The 16,487-nt window shown below is 70.2% G+C and carries 14 protein-coding genes; 4 read left to right on the forward strand and 10 right to left on the reverse strand.

Features of this window, described 5'->3' with window-relative positions; translation table 11 throughout:
- Positions 1–5 precede the first annotated feature (5 nt).
- The 5 genes from H0524_RS03955 to H0524_RS03975 form a co-directional block, all read right to left on the reverse strand.
- The gene (locus H0524_RS03955; RefSeq protein ID WP_180197415.1) at positions 6–947 is read right to left on the reverse strand and encodes an ABC transporter permease; all 942 of its coding nucleotides are present in this window, start codon (positions 945–947) and stop codon (positions 6–8) included.
- Between the two features lie 74 nt (positions 948–1,021).
- Positions 1,022–2,032, reverse strand: coding sequence for an ABC transporter permease (locus H0524_RS03960; RefSeq protein ID WP_018726167.1), 1,011 nt, complete (start codon positions 2,030–2,032; stop codon positions 1,022–1,024).
- A gap of 107 nt (positions 2,033–2,139) precedes the next feature.
- Positions 2,140–3,765 carry an ABC transporter substrate-binding protein gene (locus H0524_RS03965; protein ID WP_180197416.1) on the reverse strand — a complete coding sequence of 542 codons (1,626 nt, stop codon included), beginning with the start codon at positions 3,763–3,765 and terminating at the stop codon, positions 2,140–2,142.
- A 241-nt stretch (positions 3,766–4,006) separates the two neighbouring features.
- Positions 4,007–4,693 carry a response regulator transcription factor gene (locus H0524_RS03970; RefSeq protein WP_180197417.1) on the reverse strand — a complete coding sequence of 229 codons (687 nt, stop codon included), beginning with the start codon at positions 4,691–4,693 and terminating at the stop codon, positions 4,007–4,009.
- Positions 4,693–5,940, reverse strand: a complete 1,248-nt coding sequence (locus tag H0524_RS03975; RefSeq protein ID WP_180197418.1) for a PspC domain-containing protein — start codon at positions 5,938–5,940, stop codon at positions 4,693–4,695. Before H0524_RS03975 ends, H0524_RS03970 begins: the two co-directional genes overlap by 1 nt.
- A 197-nt stretch (positions 5,941–6,137) precedes the next feature.
- Between H0524_RS03975 and H0524_RS03980 the strand changes: the two genes are divergently transcribed.
- The 3 genes from H0524_RS03980 (at position 6,138) to H0524_RS03990 (ending at position 9,224) form a co-directional block, all read left to right on the forward strand.
- Complete coding sequence (locus H0524_RS03980) at positions 6,138–7,529, forward strand: PspC domain-containing protein (RefSeq protein WP_180197419.1); 1,392 nt, start codon at positions 6,138–6,140, stop codon at positions 7,527–7,529.
- Complete coding sequence (locus H0524_RS03985) at positions 7,526–7,795, forward strand: hypothetical protein (protein ID WP_180197420.1); 270 nt, start codon at positions 7,526–7,528, stop codon at positions 7,793–7,795. Before H0524_RS03980 ends, H0524_RS03985 begins: the two co-directional genes overlap by 4 nt.
- 175 nt (positions 7,796–7,970) lie before the next feature.
- On the forward strand, positions 7,971–9,224 hold the full coding sequence (locus H0524_RS03990; protein WP_180197421.1) for a phosphatidylserine decarboxylase: 1,254 nt from the start codon (positions 7,971–7,973) through the stop codon (positions 9,222–9,224).
- A gap of 78 nt (positions 9,225–9,302) precedes the next feature.
- On the opposite strand, the gene H0524_RS03995 is transcribed toward H0524_RS03990, so the two are convergent.
- From H0524_RS03995 to H0524_RS04005, 3 genes are all read right to left on the reverse strand, one after another.
- On the reverse strand, positions 9,303–10,205 hold the full coding sequence (locus H0524_RS03995) for a phosphatidylcholine/phosphatidylserine synthase (RefSeq protein WP_180197422.1): 903 nt from the start codon (positions 10,203–10,205) through the stop codon (positions 9,303–9,305).
- A 434-nt stretch (positions 10,206–10,639) separates the two neighbouring features.
- Positions 10,640–11,620 (reverse strand): NUDIX hydrolase, encoded by a 981-nt coding sequence (locus tag H0524_RS04000; RefSeq protein WP_180197423.1) that lies wholly within the window; start codon positions 11,618–11,620, stop codon positions 10,640–10,642.
- Positions 11,621–11,714: 94 nt separating this feature from the next.
- Entirely contained in the window at positions 11,715–12,662 is a 948-nt protein-coding gene (locus H0524_RS04005; RefSeq protein WP_180197613.1) for an NUDIX hydrolase, read from the reverse strand.
- Between the two features lie 144 nt (positions 12,663–12,806).
- Between H0524_RS04005 and H0524_RS04010 the strand changes: the two genes are divergently transcribed.
- Positions 12,807–13,106, forward strand: a complete 300-nt coding sequence (locus H0524_RS04010) for a PspC domain-containing protein (RefSeq protein WP_180197424.1) — start codon at positions 12,807–12,809, stop codon at positions 13,104–13,106.
- 7 nt (positions 13,107–13,113) lie between these two features.
- Here the strand turns inward: H0524_RS04010 and guaA are convergent, their stop codons facing one another.
- Positions 13,114–14,667 (reverse strand): glutamine-hydrolyzing GMP synthase, encoded by a 1,554-nt coding sequence (gene guaA, locus H0524_RS04015; RefSeq protein WP_180197425.1) that lies wholly within the window; start codon positions 14,665–14,667, stop codon positions 13,114–13,116.
- A 99-nt stretch (positions 14,668–14,766) separates the two neighbouring features.
- On the reverse strand, positions 14,767–16,458 hold the full coding sequence (locus H0524_RS04020) for an FAD-dependent oxidoreductase (protein WP_180197426.1): 1,692 nt from the start codon (positions 16,456–16,458) through the stop codon (positions 14,767–14,769).
- Positions 16,459–16,487: the final 29 nt, after the last annotated feature.

Consider the following 16,487-nt stretch of genomic DNA (forward strand, 5'->3'; position numbering starts at 1 on the left):
GGCGCTCACCGGAACTTCGGGTCGAGGGCGTCACGCAGGGCGTCACCCATGAGAATGAAGGACAGCACCGTGCCAATCAACAGCCCGCAGGGGAAGAGCAGCAGCCACGGGTCCTCCAGGAAGTAGACGTCGTGGGCCGAGATCATGATGCCCCAGGACTGCGCCGGCGGCTGGAGCCCGATACCGAGGAAGGTCAGCGTGGCCTCCGCGGCCACGAACGAGCCCAACACGATCGTGGCGTACACCAACATCGGCGCGATCGCGTTCGGCAGGATGTGCCGGAACATCAACCGGCCGTTACCCGCCCCGACCGCCTTGGCGGCCTGCACGTAGTCCAGGTCCTTTGAGGAGATGACGCTACCGCGGATGATCCGGGCGATCGTCGGCCAGCTCAGCAGGAACAGCACCAGGGCGATGGTCACGACGTTCTGCTGCTTGATCAGGGTCAGGAAGACAATCGCACCGAGCAGGAACGGCAGCGAGAAGAAGATGTCCATCAGCCGGGAAATGATCCCGTCGACCCAGCCGCCGTAGTAGCCGGCGAGGAGTCCCATCAGACCGCCGAAGACCACAATGCCGCTGGTTGCCATGATCGCGATAATCATCGACGGCCGAGCGCCGTAGATGGCGTGCGAATAGTAGTCGCAGCCCTGAATGTTGAAGCCGAACGGGTGTTCCCAGCTCGGCGCGAGCCGGGACTGGTCGGTGTCACACGCCCGGGGGTCCTGACCGGTCCAGAGCTTCGGGAAGGCCGCCATCGTGCTGACCACGAGAATGTACAGCACGGCGATCATGAAGACCGGGTCGCGGACCAACTGCCGGCGGGCATCCGCCCACAGGCTGGCGTTGTGCTCCTTACCGCTCGTGCTCGCCTTCTCCGGGGCCCGGCCGTCGCCGGAACCCGGGGCACCGCCGACGGCGGGGCCGGCACTCGTCGCGTCACTCATGTCCACACCTCGTTTCGCTTCGCCTGCCGCGGATCGCCGGGCTCGCCGGCCCCCGGTTGCTGATCACGGTGCCGTCACTCATAGCGGATCCTCGGGTCGAGCACGGCGTACAGGAGGTCGACCAGAAGGTTGACGAGCAGAATGACCAGCACCAGCAGGGTCACCACGCCGATGATCACAGGCGATTCACCGGTACGGGCGGCCTGCGTCACCAGCCGGCCGATACCGGGAACGTTGAAGATGGTCTCGGTGACCACCGCGCCGGCCATCGCCGAACCGATGTCGACACCGAGGTACGTGATCACCGGAATCAGCGAGTTACGCAGCGTGTGCACGCCGATGACCCGCTTGTTCGCCAGGCCCTTGGCCCGGGCCGTCCGGACGAAGTCGGCGCGGATGTTCTCCATGATGCTGGTCCGGGTCAGGCGCGCGGTGGTGGCGAGCGCGACCGAGCCGAGCACCATGCCGGGAATCAGGAGACTGGCGAAGGGGTAGTCCGGCTTGAAACCGGGGCTGAAGAACCCGTACGCGATGACGTCGGGGATCCACTCCTGATCGCGCAGGATGTTGCCGAACTTGACCCCGACGAACTCTCGTACCACCACACCGAGCACGAAGATCGGCACGGAGATCACGAAGACGGTGCTGATCTTCACCAGGTTGTCGGCGAAGCTGCCGCCCCGCAGACCCGCCCACACCCCGGCGGCGATACCGACGACGGCCTCGAAGATGATCGCGATCACCAGCAGCTTGAGGGTGAACGGCAGGGCGTTGGCCATCAGGTCGGTGACCTCCTGCCGCCGCAGGTTGATGCCGAAGTCAAAGTGCAGGAAGACTCCGCTCACCCGGTCGAGGAAGAGCCCGAAGCAGGGGTTGCCCTTCTGCTCGAGGCAGGGGTCGCCGTAGCCGAGTCGCTCGGTGACCGCCTGGAGCAGGGCCGGCGGTGGGGTCCGGTCGCCGAAAAGCGCTCGGACCGGGTTCCCGCTGAACTGGATCGCCAGCGAGGTCATGTAGTGGAGCAGGAACATGGTGCCCAGCACGGTCGGGATGAACTGGAGCAACCGTCGAATGACGTAGCGCCCCATGTCGGGGTCTCCTCTCGGCGCTGATATGGCGGCAACGATCACCCTGGTGGGGTGACCGTTGCCGCCACATCCTGGTTACGGCTGGATCAGGTTGCCGAAGCTCTGTTCTACTTCAGCGAGGTCGCACCGTAGTCGGCACCAGAGACCTGGTTCCAGACGAAGGTGTCGACGTTCTCGCTGTAGACCGCCGCCTCCTTCCGCCAGAACATCGGGATGACCGGCATCTCCTCGGCCAGGATGTCCTCGGCCTCCTGGTAGAAGGGGATGGCCTCTTCCATGCTCTTGGCCGAGTCGCCCTTCTGCAGCAGGCTGTCGAACTCGGGGCTGCTGAAGGTGGTCTTGTTGCCGTCGGAGTTGCTGCCGTAGACCGGAGTCAGGAAGGTCTCCAGGTACGGGTAGTCCGGGCCCCAGCCGAGCCGGAACGGGCCGGTGAAGTCCCGGGCGTCACCAACAGCCAGGTACTCGGGGAACTGCAGGTTGACCTTCAGGTCGTAGTCGATGCCCAGCGCGGCCTTGATCTGGTCGCCGACCGCCTGCAGCCAGTCCTCGTGGCTGGCGCCCGCGTTGGCCCACAGGGTCAGCTTCTTCCCCTCCGGCCAGCCGCCGGCGGCCGCGAGCAGCTCCTTGGCCTTCTCGACGTCCTTCGCACAGTAGGTGCAGACACCGTCGCGAGCACCCTCGAAGGCCGGCGCGACGAAGCCGGTGGCGGGAGCCCACCGTCCGTCGAAGACCGCGTCGGCGATGGACTGCCGGTCGATCGCCAACGAGAATGCCTGGCGGATCCGCTTGTCCTTGAAGCTGTCGTCGTACAGCGGCAGGCCGACGTAGTTGAGGCTGTCACCCGCCTGCTCGTACAGCCGGTCGCCGTAGCTGGCCTTGGCCTCCTTGAAGCGCGCCGGCGGGATCGTGTACATCACGTCCAGCTCGCCGGCCTGGAAGGCGGCGTAGGCGCCGTCCACGTCCGCGAAGATCCGGTAGTTGATCGATTCTGGCTTGCCCGGCTCGCCCTTCCAGCTGTCGCTGCGGACCAGGTTGATCTGGATGCCGCGCTCCCACGTACCGTCGATCTTGTAAGGGCCGTTGCCGATCGGGGTCTCGTTGCAGGCTTCCGCGTCATCGATGCAGGCCTGGGCCATGGGCGAGAAGCCCGTGTAGCCAAGCACGGTCGGGAAGCCGCTGAACGGCTCCTTGAGCTCGACGGTGAAGGTCAGGTCGTCGACCTCCTTCAGGCCGGACAGCGTCTCGACCGTCGGCTCCGGGGCCTCCTCCGGACCATCGTCGTCCGGGTCCTTGGGCTGGACCGCGTCGATGCCGGCGATCCGCTTCATGAAGTAGCCGTTGTTCTGCGCGTTCGGCGCGTAGGCGGCGTAGTTCCACGAGCGGATGAAAGCCGCGGCGTCGACCGGCTCACCGTTGTCGAAGGTGTAGCCGTCCTTCAGCTTGATCGTCCAGAGCTTCTGGTCCTCCGAGTCGATCGACTCGGCCAGATCATTCTCTGACTCACCGGTCTCGGCGTTGTACTTGACCAGACCACGGTAGAGCTGACGGATCACGTAGATCGACGGCTCATCGTCACCATTCGACGGCAGCAAGTATGCCGGCGGTGACGCGTATACGCGAAGCGTACCACCGGACTCGCCGTCGGCGTCGCTCGCGCCGCCACTGCCACAGGCGGTGGCCAACATAGCGGTGGCGGTCGCCGCGACCGCCACCTTCAGAAATTTCCCGCGCATGGGAGTGCCTCCTCAGGGCGCTCAGCTCACGAGGGGGTGTGAGGTGCCTGCCACTGTGACACCAGACGCGCGCTAGCGGGAAGGCGTGTTATCAACCCGATACCCGGCCGGGACGGTGTGTACATCCACCCATAGGTGGATTCATCGACTCCGGGCAAGCGTGGTAATAGCCGGGAAAACAACATCGACAGTAGCCAGTACTGTCACGTTAAGCAACCCGTCGTAACAGCCGGTCGGCGACTCAGACGAGCCGACGATCCGCCGCCCAGCGCGACAACTCGTAGCGGCTGGACATCTGGAGCTTGCGGAGGACGTTCGACACGTGCGTCTCCACCGTTTTGATCGAGATGTACAGCTCCCTGGCGATCTCCTTGTACGCGTACCCCCGGGCGAGTAGACGCAGCACCTCCCGTTCCCGGTTGGTCAACTGGTCCAGCTCGGGGTCCGAGACCGGCACCTCCGGCCGGGCGGCGAAGGCGTCCAGCACGAAACCGGCCAGCCGGGGACTGAAGACGGCGTCGCCCTCGGCGACCCGGCGGACCGCCGCCGCCAACTCGTCCGGTGAGATCGTCTTGGTGACATAGCCACGGGCGCCAGCGCGGATCAGCCCGATCACATCCTCGGCCGCGTCCGAGACGCTGAGCGCGAGGAACCGCACGTACGGGTGCGTCCGCCGGATGGCCTCGAGCACCGCCCGGCCGCCCCCCTCCGGCATGTGCACATCAAGCAGCACCACATCGGGCTCGGTGGCGGCGATCCGACTGACCGCCTCCCCCACCGTGCTCGCCTCGCCCACCACGTCAACATGCGCACCCAGCTCGGCGCGGACTCCGGCCCGAAACATCGCGTGATCGTCAACGAGAAAGACCCGCAGCCGCCGCGCGGCCACACCCGCCTCCACCGCTGAGTCCGGCGTCTGGTCCGCCATCACCTACTCCTCTCCGCCGTGGACCCGTCACGGGAGATCGGCAGGATCAACCGGACCTCGGTCCCTTCCCCGGGCTCGGAGCGGATCTCCGCCCGGCCACCGTGTCGCTTCATCCGACCGATAATCGAGCCGCGAACGCCGTGCCGGTGTTCCTCCACCGTAGCCGGATCGAAACCCCTCCCCCGATCCCGGACGAAGACGCTGACCTGCTCCGGTTCGACCTCGGCGTAGAGCGAGACGGTCTGCACCCCAGCATGCCGGGCCGCGTTCACCAACGCCTCGCGCGCGGCGGCCACCAACGCGCCGACCCGCTCGTCGGTCTCCCGGTCACCGACGACCACCGTCTCCACCGGGAGTGCGTAGGTGTCCTCCACCTCGGCCGCCACCAGCTCCAGCGCGGCCGCGAAGCGCTCCGTCGGCGAGGCGGTCGGCCGGTAGAGCCAGTTGCGCAGCGAGCGTTCCTGCCCCCGGGCCAGCCGCGTCACCATCTTCCCGTCGCTGGCGTTGCGTTGGATCAACGCGAGGGTGTGCAGCACCTGGTCATGCACCATGGCAGCCAGTTCGGCCCGCTCCTGTTCCCGGATCCGCCCCTCCCGCTCCGACCGGAGCTGGTTCCAGGTTCGCCAGAGCACCGGCGCGGCCACCACCCCGACCCCCGCCAGACCGACCAAGGCAAAGATCACGCCGTTGAGCACCGCGTCGAAGTTCTGTGTCGGGGAGTACACCGCCGCAACCCCGATCAACCCCACCGCGACCAGGATTCCGCCGCCGATGAAGCGAAGCACGAACGCCCGCCGGTCACTCTCCTCCACCACCGCGCTCAGCCAGGGCACCGGCAGCGTCCCGTCCCACTGCCGTCGCCGCTGCGGTGCGGACTGGTGCCAGATCAGCCCGGCCCCGACCGCGATGATCGTGACCAGCCAGCTGGCGGTGCCGGCCACACCGGTCGCACCCACCGAATCAAAGAAGATCATCTGAACGATCAGCACTCCCAGGCCGATCGCCACAAACGGCAGCAGCTGAGCCACATCACGACGGGGCGGGGTGGCGGTATCCCCCGGTCGCAGCGGCACCACCGCCCAGAAGGCCGCGTACAGCAGCAACCCGAGGCCGTTGAAGCCGAGCAACACCAGGAACGCGACCCGAACCCAGAGCACCGGAATGCGAAGGTGCCCGGCGATCCCTGCCGCCACCCCAGCAGCGATCCGGTGCTCGCGGGCGCGATGGAGGCGCGGGGGGTTGGTCACGACACTGATCGGGGGCTCCCTAGCTAGTCGCGGCGGGTCTCGCTGCCGAGCGGCACGCGCCGCTGGTTCCGATCGTCACACGCCAGGTAAACACTCGACCACGGGGGCGTCCCGGAGATCCTGCTGCCCTGATCTCAGGGTGAGGTCAGGGTCTCCGCCGGAGGCCGGCGAGGCGACGAGGGAGCAGGATCGAGGTCATGACCGAGGAAGCCGCCCAGCACCAGCCAGCCGGGGCGACGCCACCACCTGCGGCACCGACGGGTGCACCGCCACCACCCACGGGTCCGCCCACCCCGCCGCCACCCGGGGGCCCACCCGGGGACCCGCCCACCCCGCCGCTCGGGGGCAGCGGCTTCACCTCGCGGTACGGGCTGGTCCGTCCGCACGACGGCCGCTATCTAGCTGGCGTCTGCGCGGCGATCGGCCGGGCGACGAACACCGATCCGGTGCTCTGGCGGGTGCTGCTCGCGGTGCTCGGCTTCTTCGGCGGCATCGGCATCCTGGTGTACGTCTCCGCCTGGCTGATCATCCCGGGCGAGGGGGACACCGCCGCACCGATCGAGTCGATGCTGGGTCGGGGACGCTCCAGCATGTCCCCGGTCACCGTGATCGTGCTCGGCATCCTGGTGGCGGTCAGCTTCGCCTTCATCGTCACCGACGCGTTCCGGGCCGTGCTGCTCGGCGCGGCGATCCTGATCAGCGGGGCGCTGCTACTCAACCGCGAACGTCCCGGGCGACCCAGCCCGGACGTTCCACCGCCGCCCGCCGGGCCGACCTGGGCACCACCGCCGACCGGGCCGACCTGGGCACCGCCGCCGGCAGCACCGACCTGGGCACCACCGCCGGCGGCACCGACAGCTCCCGAGGCTCCACCTGCTGGCGTCCGCCTGCCGTTCGCCCCGCATGGGCCGTACGCCTCGCCGACGCCGCCGCTCCCGCCGCCGACCCCGCGACGGGAGCGGAAACGACCGCGGGAACGGTCCGCACTCGGTGGGGTCACCTTCTCGCTGGTCTTCCTCGTCCTCGGGTTGCTGACCCTCCTCGACCTGACCGGCGTGCCCGCCCTGGGCGCCTCCGCGTACTTCGCGGCCGTCCTGGCCACCATCGGCCTCGGCCTACTCGTCGGCGCCTGGTTCGGCCGGGCCCGCTGGCTCATCGCGCTCGGCCTGATCACCGCCGCTGCACTGGGGGTGGCCACCGTGGCCGAGTCCGACCGGTTCCGATCGGTGAACCAAGCGGTGACCTGGGCGCCGGGCAGCCACGCCGAGCTCGCGAGCCGGTACGAGAACCTCTCCGGCAACTCGCTACTCGACCTGCGCTCGGTGGATTTCACCGGAGAGCGCAGCGAGATCACGGTGGCGGTCACCGCCGGGAAGGCCACCGTGATCCTGCCCCCGGACGTTGACGCCACCGTCACCGCGACCGTCACCGTCGGCGACGCGGTCGTCTTCGACCAGGACGTCGCCAAGCGCAGCGGCTCCACCGGTTCGCACCGCGAAAGCACCGACCTGGGGGCGGACGGCCCCGGCGGCGGGACGCTGCGCCTCTTCGTTCACGTTGACGTCGGCAAGCTGGAGGTGACCCGGTGAAGCCCCACCGCACCGACTCGGTGTCGCTGATCTTCGGGCTGCTCTTCCTTCTCCTGGCCGTCTGGTGGCTGGTCGCCCGGTTACTCGAGTTCACGCTTCCCCCGGTGGGCTGGTTCCTGGCCGGAGCACTGCTACTGATCGGCGTACTGGGGCTGGTCGGGGCGCTTCGCGCGGCCCGTTCCGGCAGCCCGGCCGCTCCGGAGGCGGAGGCCACACCAACCGATGCGACGCCGGAGCCCGGGCCAACCGAGGGGGATCGGCGCTGAGCGCGACGTCGGGCCGAACCGACTCGGGGCATATGCTGGCCGGTGGCGCCCGCCCCGCCATGCACTCGCCAGTTCGACCCGGCAGCCCCGCCCTCCGGGCGACGCCGAGCGACCCGACGCCGATCGCGCCGATCTCACCAACCCGTCGTCCCGACCCGTCAGGAGCGTGTCCGACATGACCCAGTCCCCCGCCGTGCCTCCCACCGGCCGCTCCGGTCCGGTCCGCGTCGGCGAGCGCGCCGCCCGTGTCCTCGTCTCGGAACTCGCCCGGATCAACGAGCCGAAGGCTGCCCTGCTGGTCGACGCCAGCCTGGAGTCCCCGGTACTCGCCGCGGCGATCGAGGCGCTGTTGCCCGGTGACACGCTCACCGTCGTACCGGCCGGGTGGTCGGACGCCAAGATGCTGCGCGCGCACGTAGCCGCCCAGGGCCCCTGGGTTGCCGAGCGGGTCCGGGTCGTTGACGCGCTGGCCGACGCCGAGGCCGCAGCGGTGGCGATCATCGGTGCACCGCTCACCGGGACGACGGAGGAGACCCGCGCCACCCTCGACGGGCTCGGCAAGTACCTCGACAACGGGGCCACGTTAAGCGTCGCCACCCCCGCCATCACCACGCGCACCGGCGGCGCGAGCGACGAACTGGACCGCCAGGCCGCGCTGCACGGCGTCGGTAGCGACCTGCTGCTGCGCAACAACCCACCGCTGCGGGTGCACCGGCTCCGCTTCAGCCCGGCCACCGCAGCGGCGGCGGTGGGGTTGGCCCCGGCCTACCGACCCGCCAGCGTGCCGCTGACCCGCACGATGCACATCGACAGCAACGGGGTGGCCGCCGCCGGAATCGCCCTCGGGTTGGCGGCGGCGGCCCGTGTCGCCCGGCCGAGCTCGAAGCTGTGGCTGCTGCCGGCCCTCGCCGCCGCACCGGTCGCCGCCTTCTTCCGGGACCCGGAGCGGGAGGTGCCAGCGGATCCGTCCGCGGTGGTCGCCTCCGCCGATGGCAGGGTGCTCTCGGTACAACGGCTCTCCGACGAGCGGTTCGGCGACGGCGAGTGGCTACGGATCGCCGTGTTCCTGTCGGTGCTCGACATCCATATCAATCGTTCCCCGGTGGCGGGCAAGGTGGTCGACCACTTTGTTACCGACGGCGGCTTCGCCAACGCGATGAAGCCCGATGCGGAACACAATGTCGCCGCGTACACGGTGTTGGACACCACGAACGGAACGGTGGTCGTGGCGCAACGTACCGGATTGATCGCCCGGCGGATCGTGCAGCGGGCGCCCATCGGTTCGCTGCTGGCCAAAGGCGAGCGGTTTGGGCTGATCAGGTTCGGCTCACGCACCGATGTCTACCTGCCGGCCGAGGCCGCGCAGCCACTGGTCGGCCCCGGCGACCGGGTCGTCGGCGGGTCGTCGGTCATCGCCCGCTGGCACTGACCGCGTCTACGCCGGGCGCTCGAAGGGAGCGGTGGCGGGGCGCCGGGAAGCCCCGGCGCCCCGCCCGCGAGACCCGAATCAGACGGTACGGCGCTGCCGTAGCCAGAGCACCGGGCCGCTGAGCAGGTAGCCCATCACGACCAGGGCGAAGGTGAGCCGGATGTCGACCAGCGCGCCGACCAGCGGAGCCAGCCACACCCAGGGCGGCAGCTTCACCAGACGGGCGAGCTTCGCGTACGGAAAGCTGGAGACCATCGCGAAGGCGAGCAGCGCCACCCCGCCGAGCAGGACCAGCCCGGACACCGGCAGCCCGATGGCGACGGTCAGGGCCAGCATGGCGGCCGCCATGGTGGTGGGCACACCGCAGAAGAAGCGGCTGTCCTTCGGCGAGACATTGAACCGGGCGAGGCGGATCGCGGCACAGGACGCGACGAGCGCACAGGCCACCGCGGCGGCGGCCGGGGGCACCGAGCCAGCCAGTGAGGCGTAGACCACGACCGGGGCGGCGAGGCCGAAGGAGCACATGTCGGCCAACGAGTCCATCTGGGCGCCGAACGGGCTGGCCACGCCGAGTCGGCGGGCGAGGGCACCGTCGAGACCGTCGAAGGCCACGCAGGCGATCAGGCAGAGGGCCGCGGGCCGCACCTCGCCCTGCATGGCCAGGAAGATCGCCAGCATGCCGAGGGTGAGGCTGGCGAGGGTGCAGCCGTTGACCAGCACGAATTTCATCCGCCGGGCCGGCGTCCGGGCACCGGGAAGGAGCGGAGCCGAGCTCGCTGCCGCTTCGTCCACCGGCGGCGCCGGGGCGACCGCAGGGCTGACCGGGACGATCGTCTCCACCTCGGCGTCGTACCGCGGGTAGCGGCGCCGTGGGAACCGGCGCTCGACCAGCTTGCGGTCAACGCCGGCACGGAGGCCACCGTCCTGGCGGCCCGCCCGGACCCACAGCACCTGACGGGCGATTGTGCCGCTGCGCCGCAACGGGCCTGCCCATCGACGCCCTGCAGGACGTGGACTGTCTGTCGTACGACGCCGGCGCCAGGGGGCTCTCGGCACGTTCCCTCCATCACCGGATCGGCGCACCACCGCAGTGGCAGGGCGTCCGGCTGTCTCGTGCCAGACCTTCGTGGCCCAGCAGCCGTTTTGCGGGCTACACCATCGCACAGGCAAACGGGGCTTGGCGATAGCTGCCGGCGGTACTTAAAACTCCCTTAAACCGCGCGTACCGCCCTCTTACTCCTAATCCGGATTGGATCGCCCGTTACACCGTTAACTTCCCGCACTCAAATGTACCGGAGCCCAGCGGCGCCACATGACGAGCACTCTTCGGCACCCGGAATGCCCCGATTGCAGCTAAATTGGGGACCGTATATCCACGGGTCACTCCGCCCCGGAACCAACACCGGACAGGGCAGTCAGCAGAGCTCGGCGACCGTCCGGGCAGCGATATCGCTGAGCCGCAGCCCCCTGAGCTCGTCGCCGGTAAACCAGCTCGCCCGCGCGGTCGACCCCCCAGCCAGCTCCAGCACCCGCGCCTCGGTCGGCTCCTCCACCACCACCGTGTAGATGGCCCGAACGGTGTGCCAGTTCAACGGACGCCCCTCCGGCCCGACCCGGCTGGGGTGGTGAAAGCTGTCCACACCGATCAACCTGACGACCCGTCCGACCTGACCGGACTCCTCCACCAGCTCGCGGAGCAGCCCCGTCTCCGGCGCCTCACCGTAGTCGGTGCCACCGCCGGGTAGGTGCCAGCTGCCAGCGCCCGGGTAGCCCTCCGCGATGAGCGTCAGCAGCACCCGCCCGGCCGGGTCGGTGACCAGCCCGTACGCGCCAAATCGGTGCCGCAGAGCGGTCGGCCCCGGAGCCGTTGCCACCGGAGCCGATGCCCCCGAGCTCGACAGCGCCGGAGCCGTTGCCACCGAGCTCGTCGGCACCGGAGCCGTCGGCGCCGGCGGCAGCACCCGGGACGACCCCGAAGGCAGGGGTGCGCCCGGCAGACCGAGCAACTCCGCCGTGAACGGCATCACGGGCACCGCCGTCGCCGAGTCGGGCGTGAACCACCCCAGCCTGGCACCGCCGCCGCCCTGCTCCGACCGGAGTACGCCATCCGTCGCGGTCACGTCGAACACCAGCCGGTCGGTGTGAAGCCCGGATCCGGCGGCGTAGGTGGCCACATCGGCTACCGCCGCCCGGACCCCGGCCACCGTCACGGCCAACCCGGTCTCCTCGGCGAACCCGCGGACGACCGCGGCGGCGGGATGCTCGGCGTGCCGAAGGTCACCACCCGGCAGCCGCCAGGCACCGCGATCCGGGCGCCCGTCCCCGCCCCGTACGAGTAGCACCTGCCCGCCGTCATCCCGAAGCACCCCATATGCCGCCATCCGCCGCTGCTGCACCCTGCCCCCGCCCTGCACCGAATCGATGAGAAGTTGCCGCGACCGACGATAGCTACGGGAACGTCCGGCTGGGGCGGTCAGATCAGTCGGGCGGTCAGGTCAGTCGGGCAGCCTGGACCGCCTCGGCCGTCACCTCGGTCAGCCGGTCGACCGGGAGGGCGCCCAGCTCCTCCTTCGCGAACCAGCGAGCCTCACAGGTTGATCCGCCAACGTCGATCACAGTGGGCGGGGCGGGTCGGTCAACCACGACTCGGTAGAAGGCCCGGACCCCGTGCCAGTCGATCGGGTAGCCCTCCGGACCGAGCGAGGCGGCATCCCGGTGACTCGCCACGCCGAGGAGCTCGACCAACCGCCCGGTCTGCCCGGTCTCCTCAACCAGCTCCCGGATGAGCGCCGCGCCCGGCTGCTCACCGTAGTCCGTCCCACCACCCGGCAGGTGCCAACAACCGGCACCCGGGTACCCGTCCGAGACCCGGGTGAGCAGGACCCGCTCGTCCGGGTCGGTGACGACGGCGTACGCGGCGAAGCGCTGCGCCCGGTGCAGGCCGTCCGGCCCCTCGACCGCGTAGAAGGAGGGAAACTCGGGCGGCTCGTCCGGCACAATGTCCGCCGACGAGGCGGGTAGGCCGATAGCCCGCGCCGTGAACGAGCGCAGGGGCAGCTCGCGGGCCTGCTCAGGGGTGAACCAGCGGGCCAGGTCGGTGGGCTGGTCAGCACGGTCGGCGAGCGTCCCGCCCCGCACCGACACCCGGTAGAGCAGGCGGTCGGTGTGGATGGTGATGCCCCGTTCGGGCAACGCGCGCATGTCGGCGAGCACGTCGGTGAGGGTGGCGACGCTGACCGACAGCCCGGTCTCGGCGGCGGTCTCCCGCACCACCGTGTCGCAGGGGTCCTCGCCGTGGTCCACCGCACCCCCGGGCAGCGACCAGGTGCCGGGGGTGCCCGAGCGCTGCGAGGCGCGGACCAGCAGCACCTGACCGACCGAGTTTGTACAAACCGCGTACGCCGCAATCCTACGGAGCGGCTCCAGCATGAGGGTCACAGAGCTAAATTCTCCCCGCTCCCCGCCACCGACGCCGAAAAGGGTCGGAATCATGACTCCCGGGTCGCGGGTGAGGGGCAGATCAGGGTATGGCCCCGGGAAGTCACCGAGGTCGGCCAGGGCCAGGCGACGCACCATGGGGAGATGACCGGCACCGGAACCGCCCAGCCCCCGTACAAACAGCTCCGTCGCCCCACCACCGACCGGATGATCGCCGGAGTGGCCAGTGGCGTCGGCCGCTACCTCAACGTCGACCCCACGCTGATTCGGGTCATCTTCGCGGTGGCCGGCCTGCTCACCGGCGGGATCGCGGTGCTCGCGTACCCGGTCATGTGGTTCCTGATGCCGGTGGAGCCGGCAGGCGCGCCGGCCTGGCCGCACCCGACGACAGCCGCTACCCCCACCTGGCCGGGGCCGCAGCCGCCGGCTCCCCCCGTCAGCTGAGCACGACTCACTCCCACTCGATGGTGCCCGGCGGCTTGCTGGTGACATCCAGCGCCACCCGGTTCACCTCAGCGACCTCGTTGGTGATCCGGGTGGAGATCCGCGCAATCAGGTCGTACGGCAGCCGCGACCAGTCGGCCGTCATCGCGTCCTCGCTGGAGACCGGGCGCAGCACCACGGGGTGCCCGTAGCTGCGTCCGTCGCCCTGCACACCCACACTGCGTACGTCGGCCAGGAGGACCACCGGGAACTGCCACACGCCCCGGTCCAGGCCAGCAGCGCTGAGCTCCTGCCGGGCGATGAAGTCGGCCCGGCGGAGCACGTCGAGCCGCTCCTGATCCACCGCGCCGATGATCCGGATCGCGAGCCCCGGCCCGGGGAACGGGTGCCGCCAGACCATCGCCTCCGGCAGGCCCAACTGGAGGCCGAGGGTGCGAACCTCGTCCTTGAAGAGCGTGCGCAGCGGCTCGACCAGGGAGAATCCGAGATCCTCCGGAAGCCCGCCGACATTGTGATGGCTCTTGATGCTGGCCGTGCCCGCACCGCCGCCGGACTCCACCACATCCGGATAGAGGGTGCCCTGCACCAGGAACTCCACGTCGCCGTGGGCGGCGATGTCCCGGGCCGCGGCCTCGAAGGTCCGGATGAACTCCCGGCCGATGATCTTGCGCTTCCGCTCCGGATCAGTCACCCCGGCCAACGCGGTCAGGAACTGGTCCGCCGCGTCAACCACCCGCAGCTTGATTCCGGTGGCGGCGACGTAGTCCTTCTCCACCTGCTCGGCCTCGCCCGCCCGCAGCAGGCCATGGTCAACAAAGACGCAGGTCAACTGGTCGCCGATGGCCCGGTGCACCAGCGCCGCGGCGACCGCGGAGTCAACGCCGCCGCTGAGACCGCAGATGACCTCCTTGGTACCGACCTGCTCCCGGATCCGGGCCACCTGCTCGTCGATGATGTTCTCCGGCGTCCAGGTGGGCTCGATGCCGGCGAGGTCGTAGAGGAAACGGGTCAGCATCTCCTGGCCGTGCGCCGTGTGCCCGACCTCCGGGTGGAACTGCACCCCGGCCCGGCGCCCGGCCCGATCCTCGAAGGCCGCCACCGGGGCCCCCGCCGACTCGGCGGTCACCGCGAAGCCAGCCGGCGCCTCCGTCACACAGTCGCCGTGGCTCATCCAGACCGGAAGATCATCAGGGAGATCGCGCAGCAGCACCCCGGCCTCCGGCCGCGGGCGCAGCACCGTGCCGCCGTACTCCCGGTTGCCGGTCTGCGCGACCGTGCCCCCGAGTGCCTGCGCCATCGCCTGGAAGCCGTAACAGATGCCGAGGACCGGCACCCCGGCCTCGAACACCCCGGCGTCGATACCGGGCGCGTCGGGCGCGTAAACGCTGGACGGGCCACCCGAGAGGATGATCGCTGCCGGGTCCTTCGCCAGCATCTCGGCCACCGACATCGTGTGCGGGACGATCTCCGAGTAGACCCGGGCCTCCCGTACCCGACGTGCGATGAGCTGGGCGTACTGGGCTCCGAAGTCCACCACCAGGACAGGGCGCGGGGTGCTCATGTGCAGCAAGCCTACCCACCGACACGCCCGGCGCCGACCCGGGACCCGAATCGGCGCAGCGGCCCCGCCGACCACGCCGCGCCGCGGTCTCCGCCGGCGCTACCGCAGCGCACCGGGGGCGTGCGCCGGCACCGCCGGACGGGCCGGGGTCACCGGGGCCAGCCGGACGTACGGGGAGCCGAGCGGCGGGCGGGGATCCGGCTCACCCTGGTTCGGCCAGAACGACAGGGCCCGCTCGGCCTGGGCGGTGATGGTCAGACTCGGGTTCACCCCGAGATTGGCAGAGACCGCCGCGCCGTCAACGACGTGCAGCCCGGGATACCCGTACACCCGCTGCCACGGGTCCACCACGCCGTCCTCCTCGGTGGCGCCGATCACCGCGCCGCCCAGGATGTGCGCGGTCACCGGGATGTTGAACGGTTCGGTGAGCGCACCACCCGGCACCCCGTTGATCTCCTCGGCCAAGAGCCGAACCGCCCGGTTGCCGGCCGGTATCCAGGTCGGGCTCGGCTCCCCGTGACCCGGTTCGCAGACGAGTCGCAGGCCGCGGAGGCCACGGCGTAGCCGGGTGGTCAGCGAATTGTCCGCCGACTGCATGACCAGGGCGATCACCGTACGCTCGGACCAGTTGCGGACCGACAACAGCTGCGCCGCCGCACGCGGCCGCCGCACGAGGGTGCCCAGCCAGCGACGCACCCGACGTGGGCCGCCGTCCACCAACAGGGTCTGGAGCAGCCCCATCGCGTTCGAGCCCCGGCCGTAGCGGACCGGCTCGATGTGGGTCTGCGAGTCGGGGTGGAACGAGCTCGTGATCGCCACCCCCGCGGTGAAGTCGACCCCCGCCGCCCGTGCCGCGCGCCGGGGCACCGACACGCCCAGCACCGCCTCCGAATTGGTCCGGGTCAGCGCGCCGAGGCGGGACGAGAGCCGCGGCAGCGCCCCCGCCGCCTTCATCCGGTGCAGCAGACGCTGGGTACCCAACGCACCGGCGGCGAAGACCACCTGATCGGCGTGGATCACCTGCGAACGCCCCCGCAGCCAAGAGCCGGTACGCCGGGTGTGCACCGCGTACCCGCCCCCCTCGACCGGCGCGACGGCGGTCACGGTCGTCAACGGGTGCACTTCGGCACCGAGCCGCTCGGCCAGCCACAGATAGTTCTTGGCCAGCGTGTTCTTCGCGCCGAACCGGCAACCCGTCATGCAGGCGCCGCAGTGCGTGCAGCCGGTTCGCTCCGGCCCCGCCCCGCCGAAGTAGGGATCGGGCACCCGCTGTCCCGGCCGGCCGAGGTGCACGCCGACCGGGGTGGCCCGGAAGGTGTGCCCGACCCCCATCCGCTCCGCCACCGCCCGCATCGCCCGGTCCGCCTCGGTGGTTTCCGGGTACGTGCTGACGCCGAGCATCCGCTTCGCCTGATCGAAGTGGCGGGTCAACTCCTCCCGCCAGTCGGTGATGTCCCGCCACTGCGGATCCTGGAAGAAGGCGTCCAGCGGCTCGTACAGGGTGTTCGCGTAGACCAGGGAACCGCCGCCCACCCCGGCGCCGGAGAGCGCCAGCACGCCACCGGCCCGGCGCCGGCCCGCCCGCAGCAGGGTGATCCGCTGGATGCCGTAGCAGCCCAGCCACGGTGCCCAGACGAAGCGGCGCAGCTGCCAGGAGGTCTGTGGGAAGTCGCCGTCGGCGAAGCGTCGGCCCGCCTCCAGCACCCCGACCCGGTAGCCCTTCTCGGCCAGCCGCAGCGCGGCGACGCCCCCGCCGAAGCCGGACCCGATGACGACCACGTCGTACCGCATAGACGCATCATTACCGACCGGTAGCAATC

Source organism: Salinispora sp. H7-4 (assembly GCF_013416675.1).
GTDB lineage: Bacteria > Actinomycetota > Actinomycetes > Mycobacteriales > Micromonosporaceae > Micromonospora > Micromonospora vitiensis.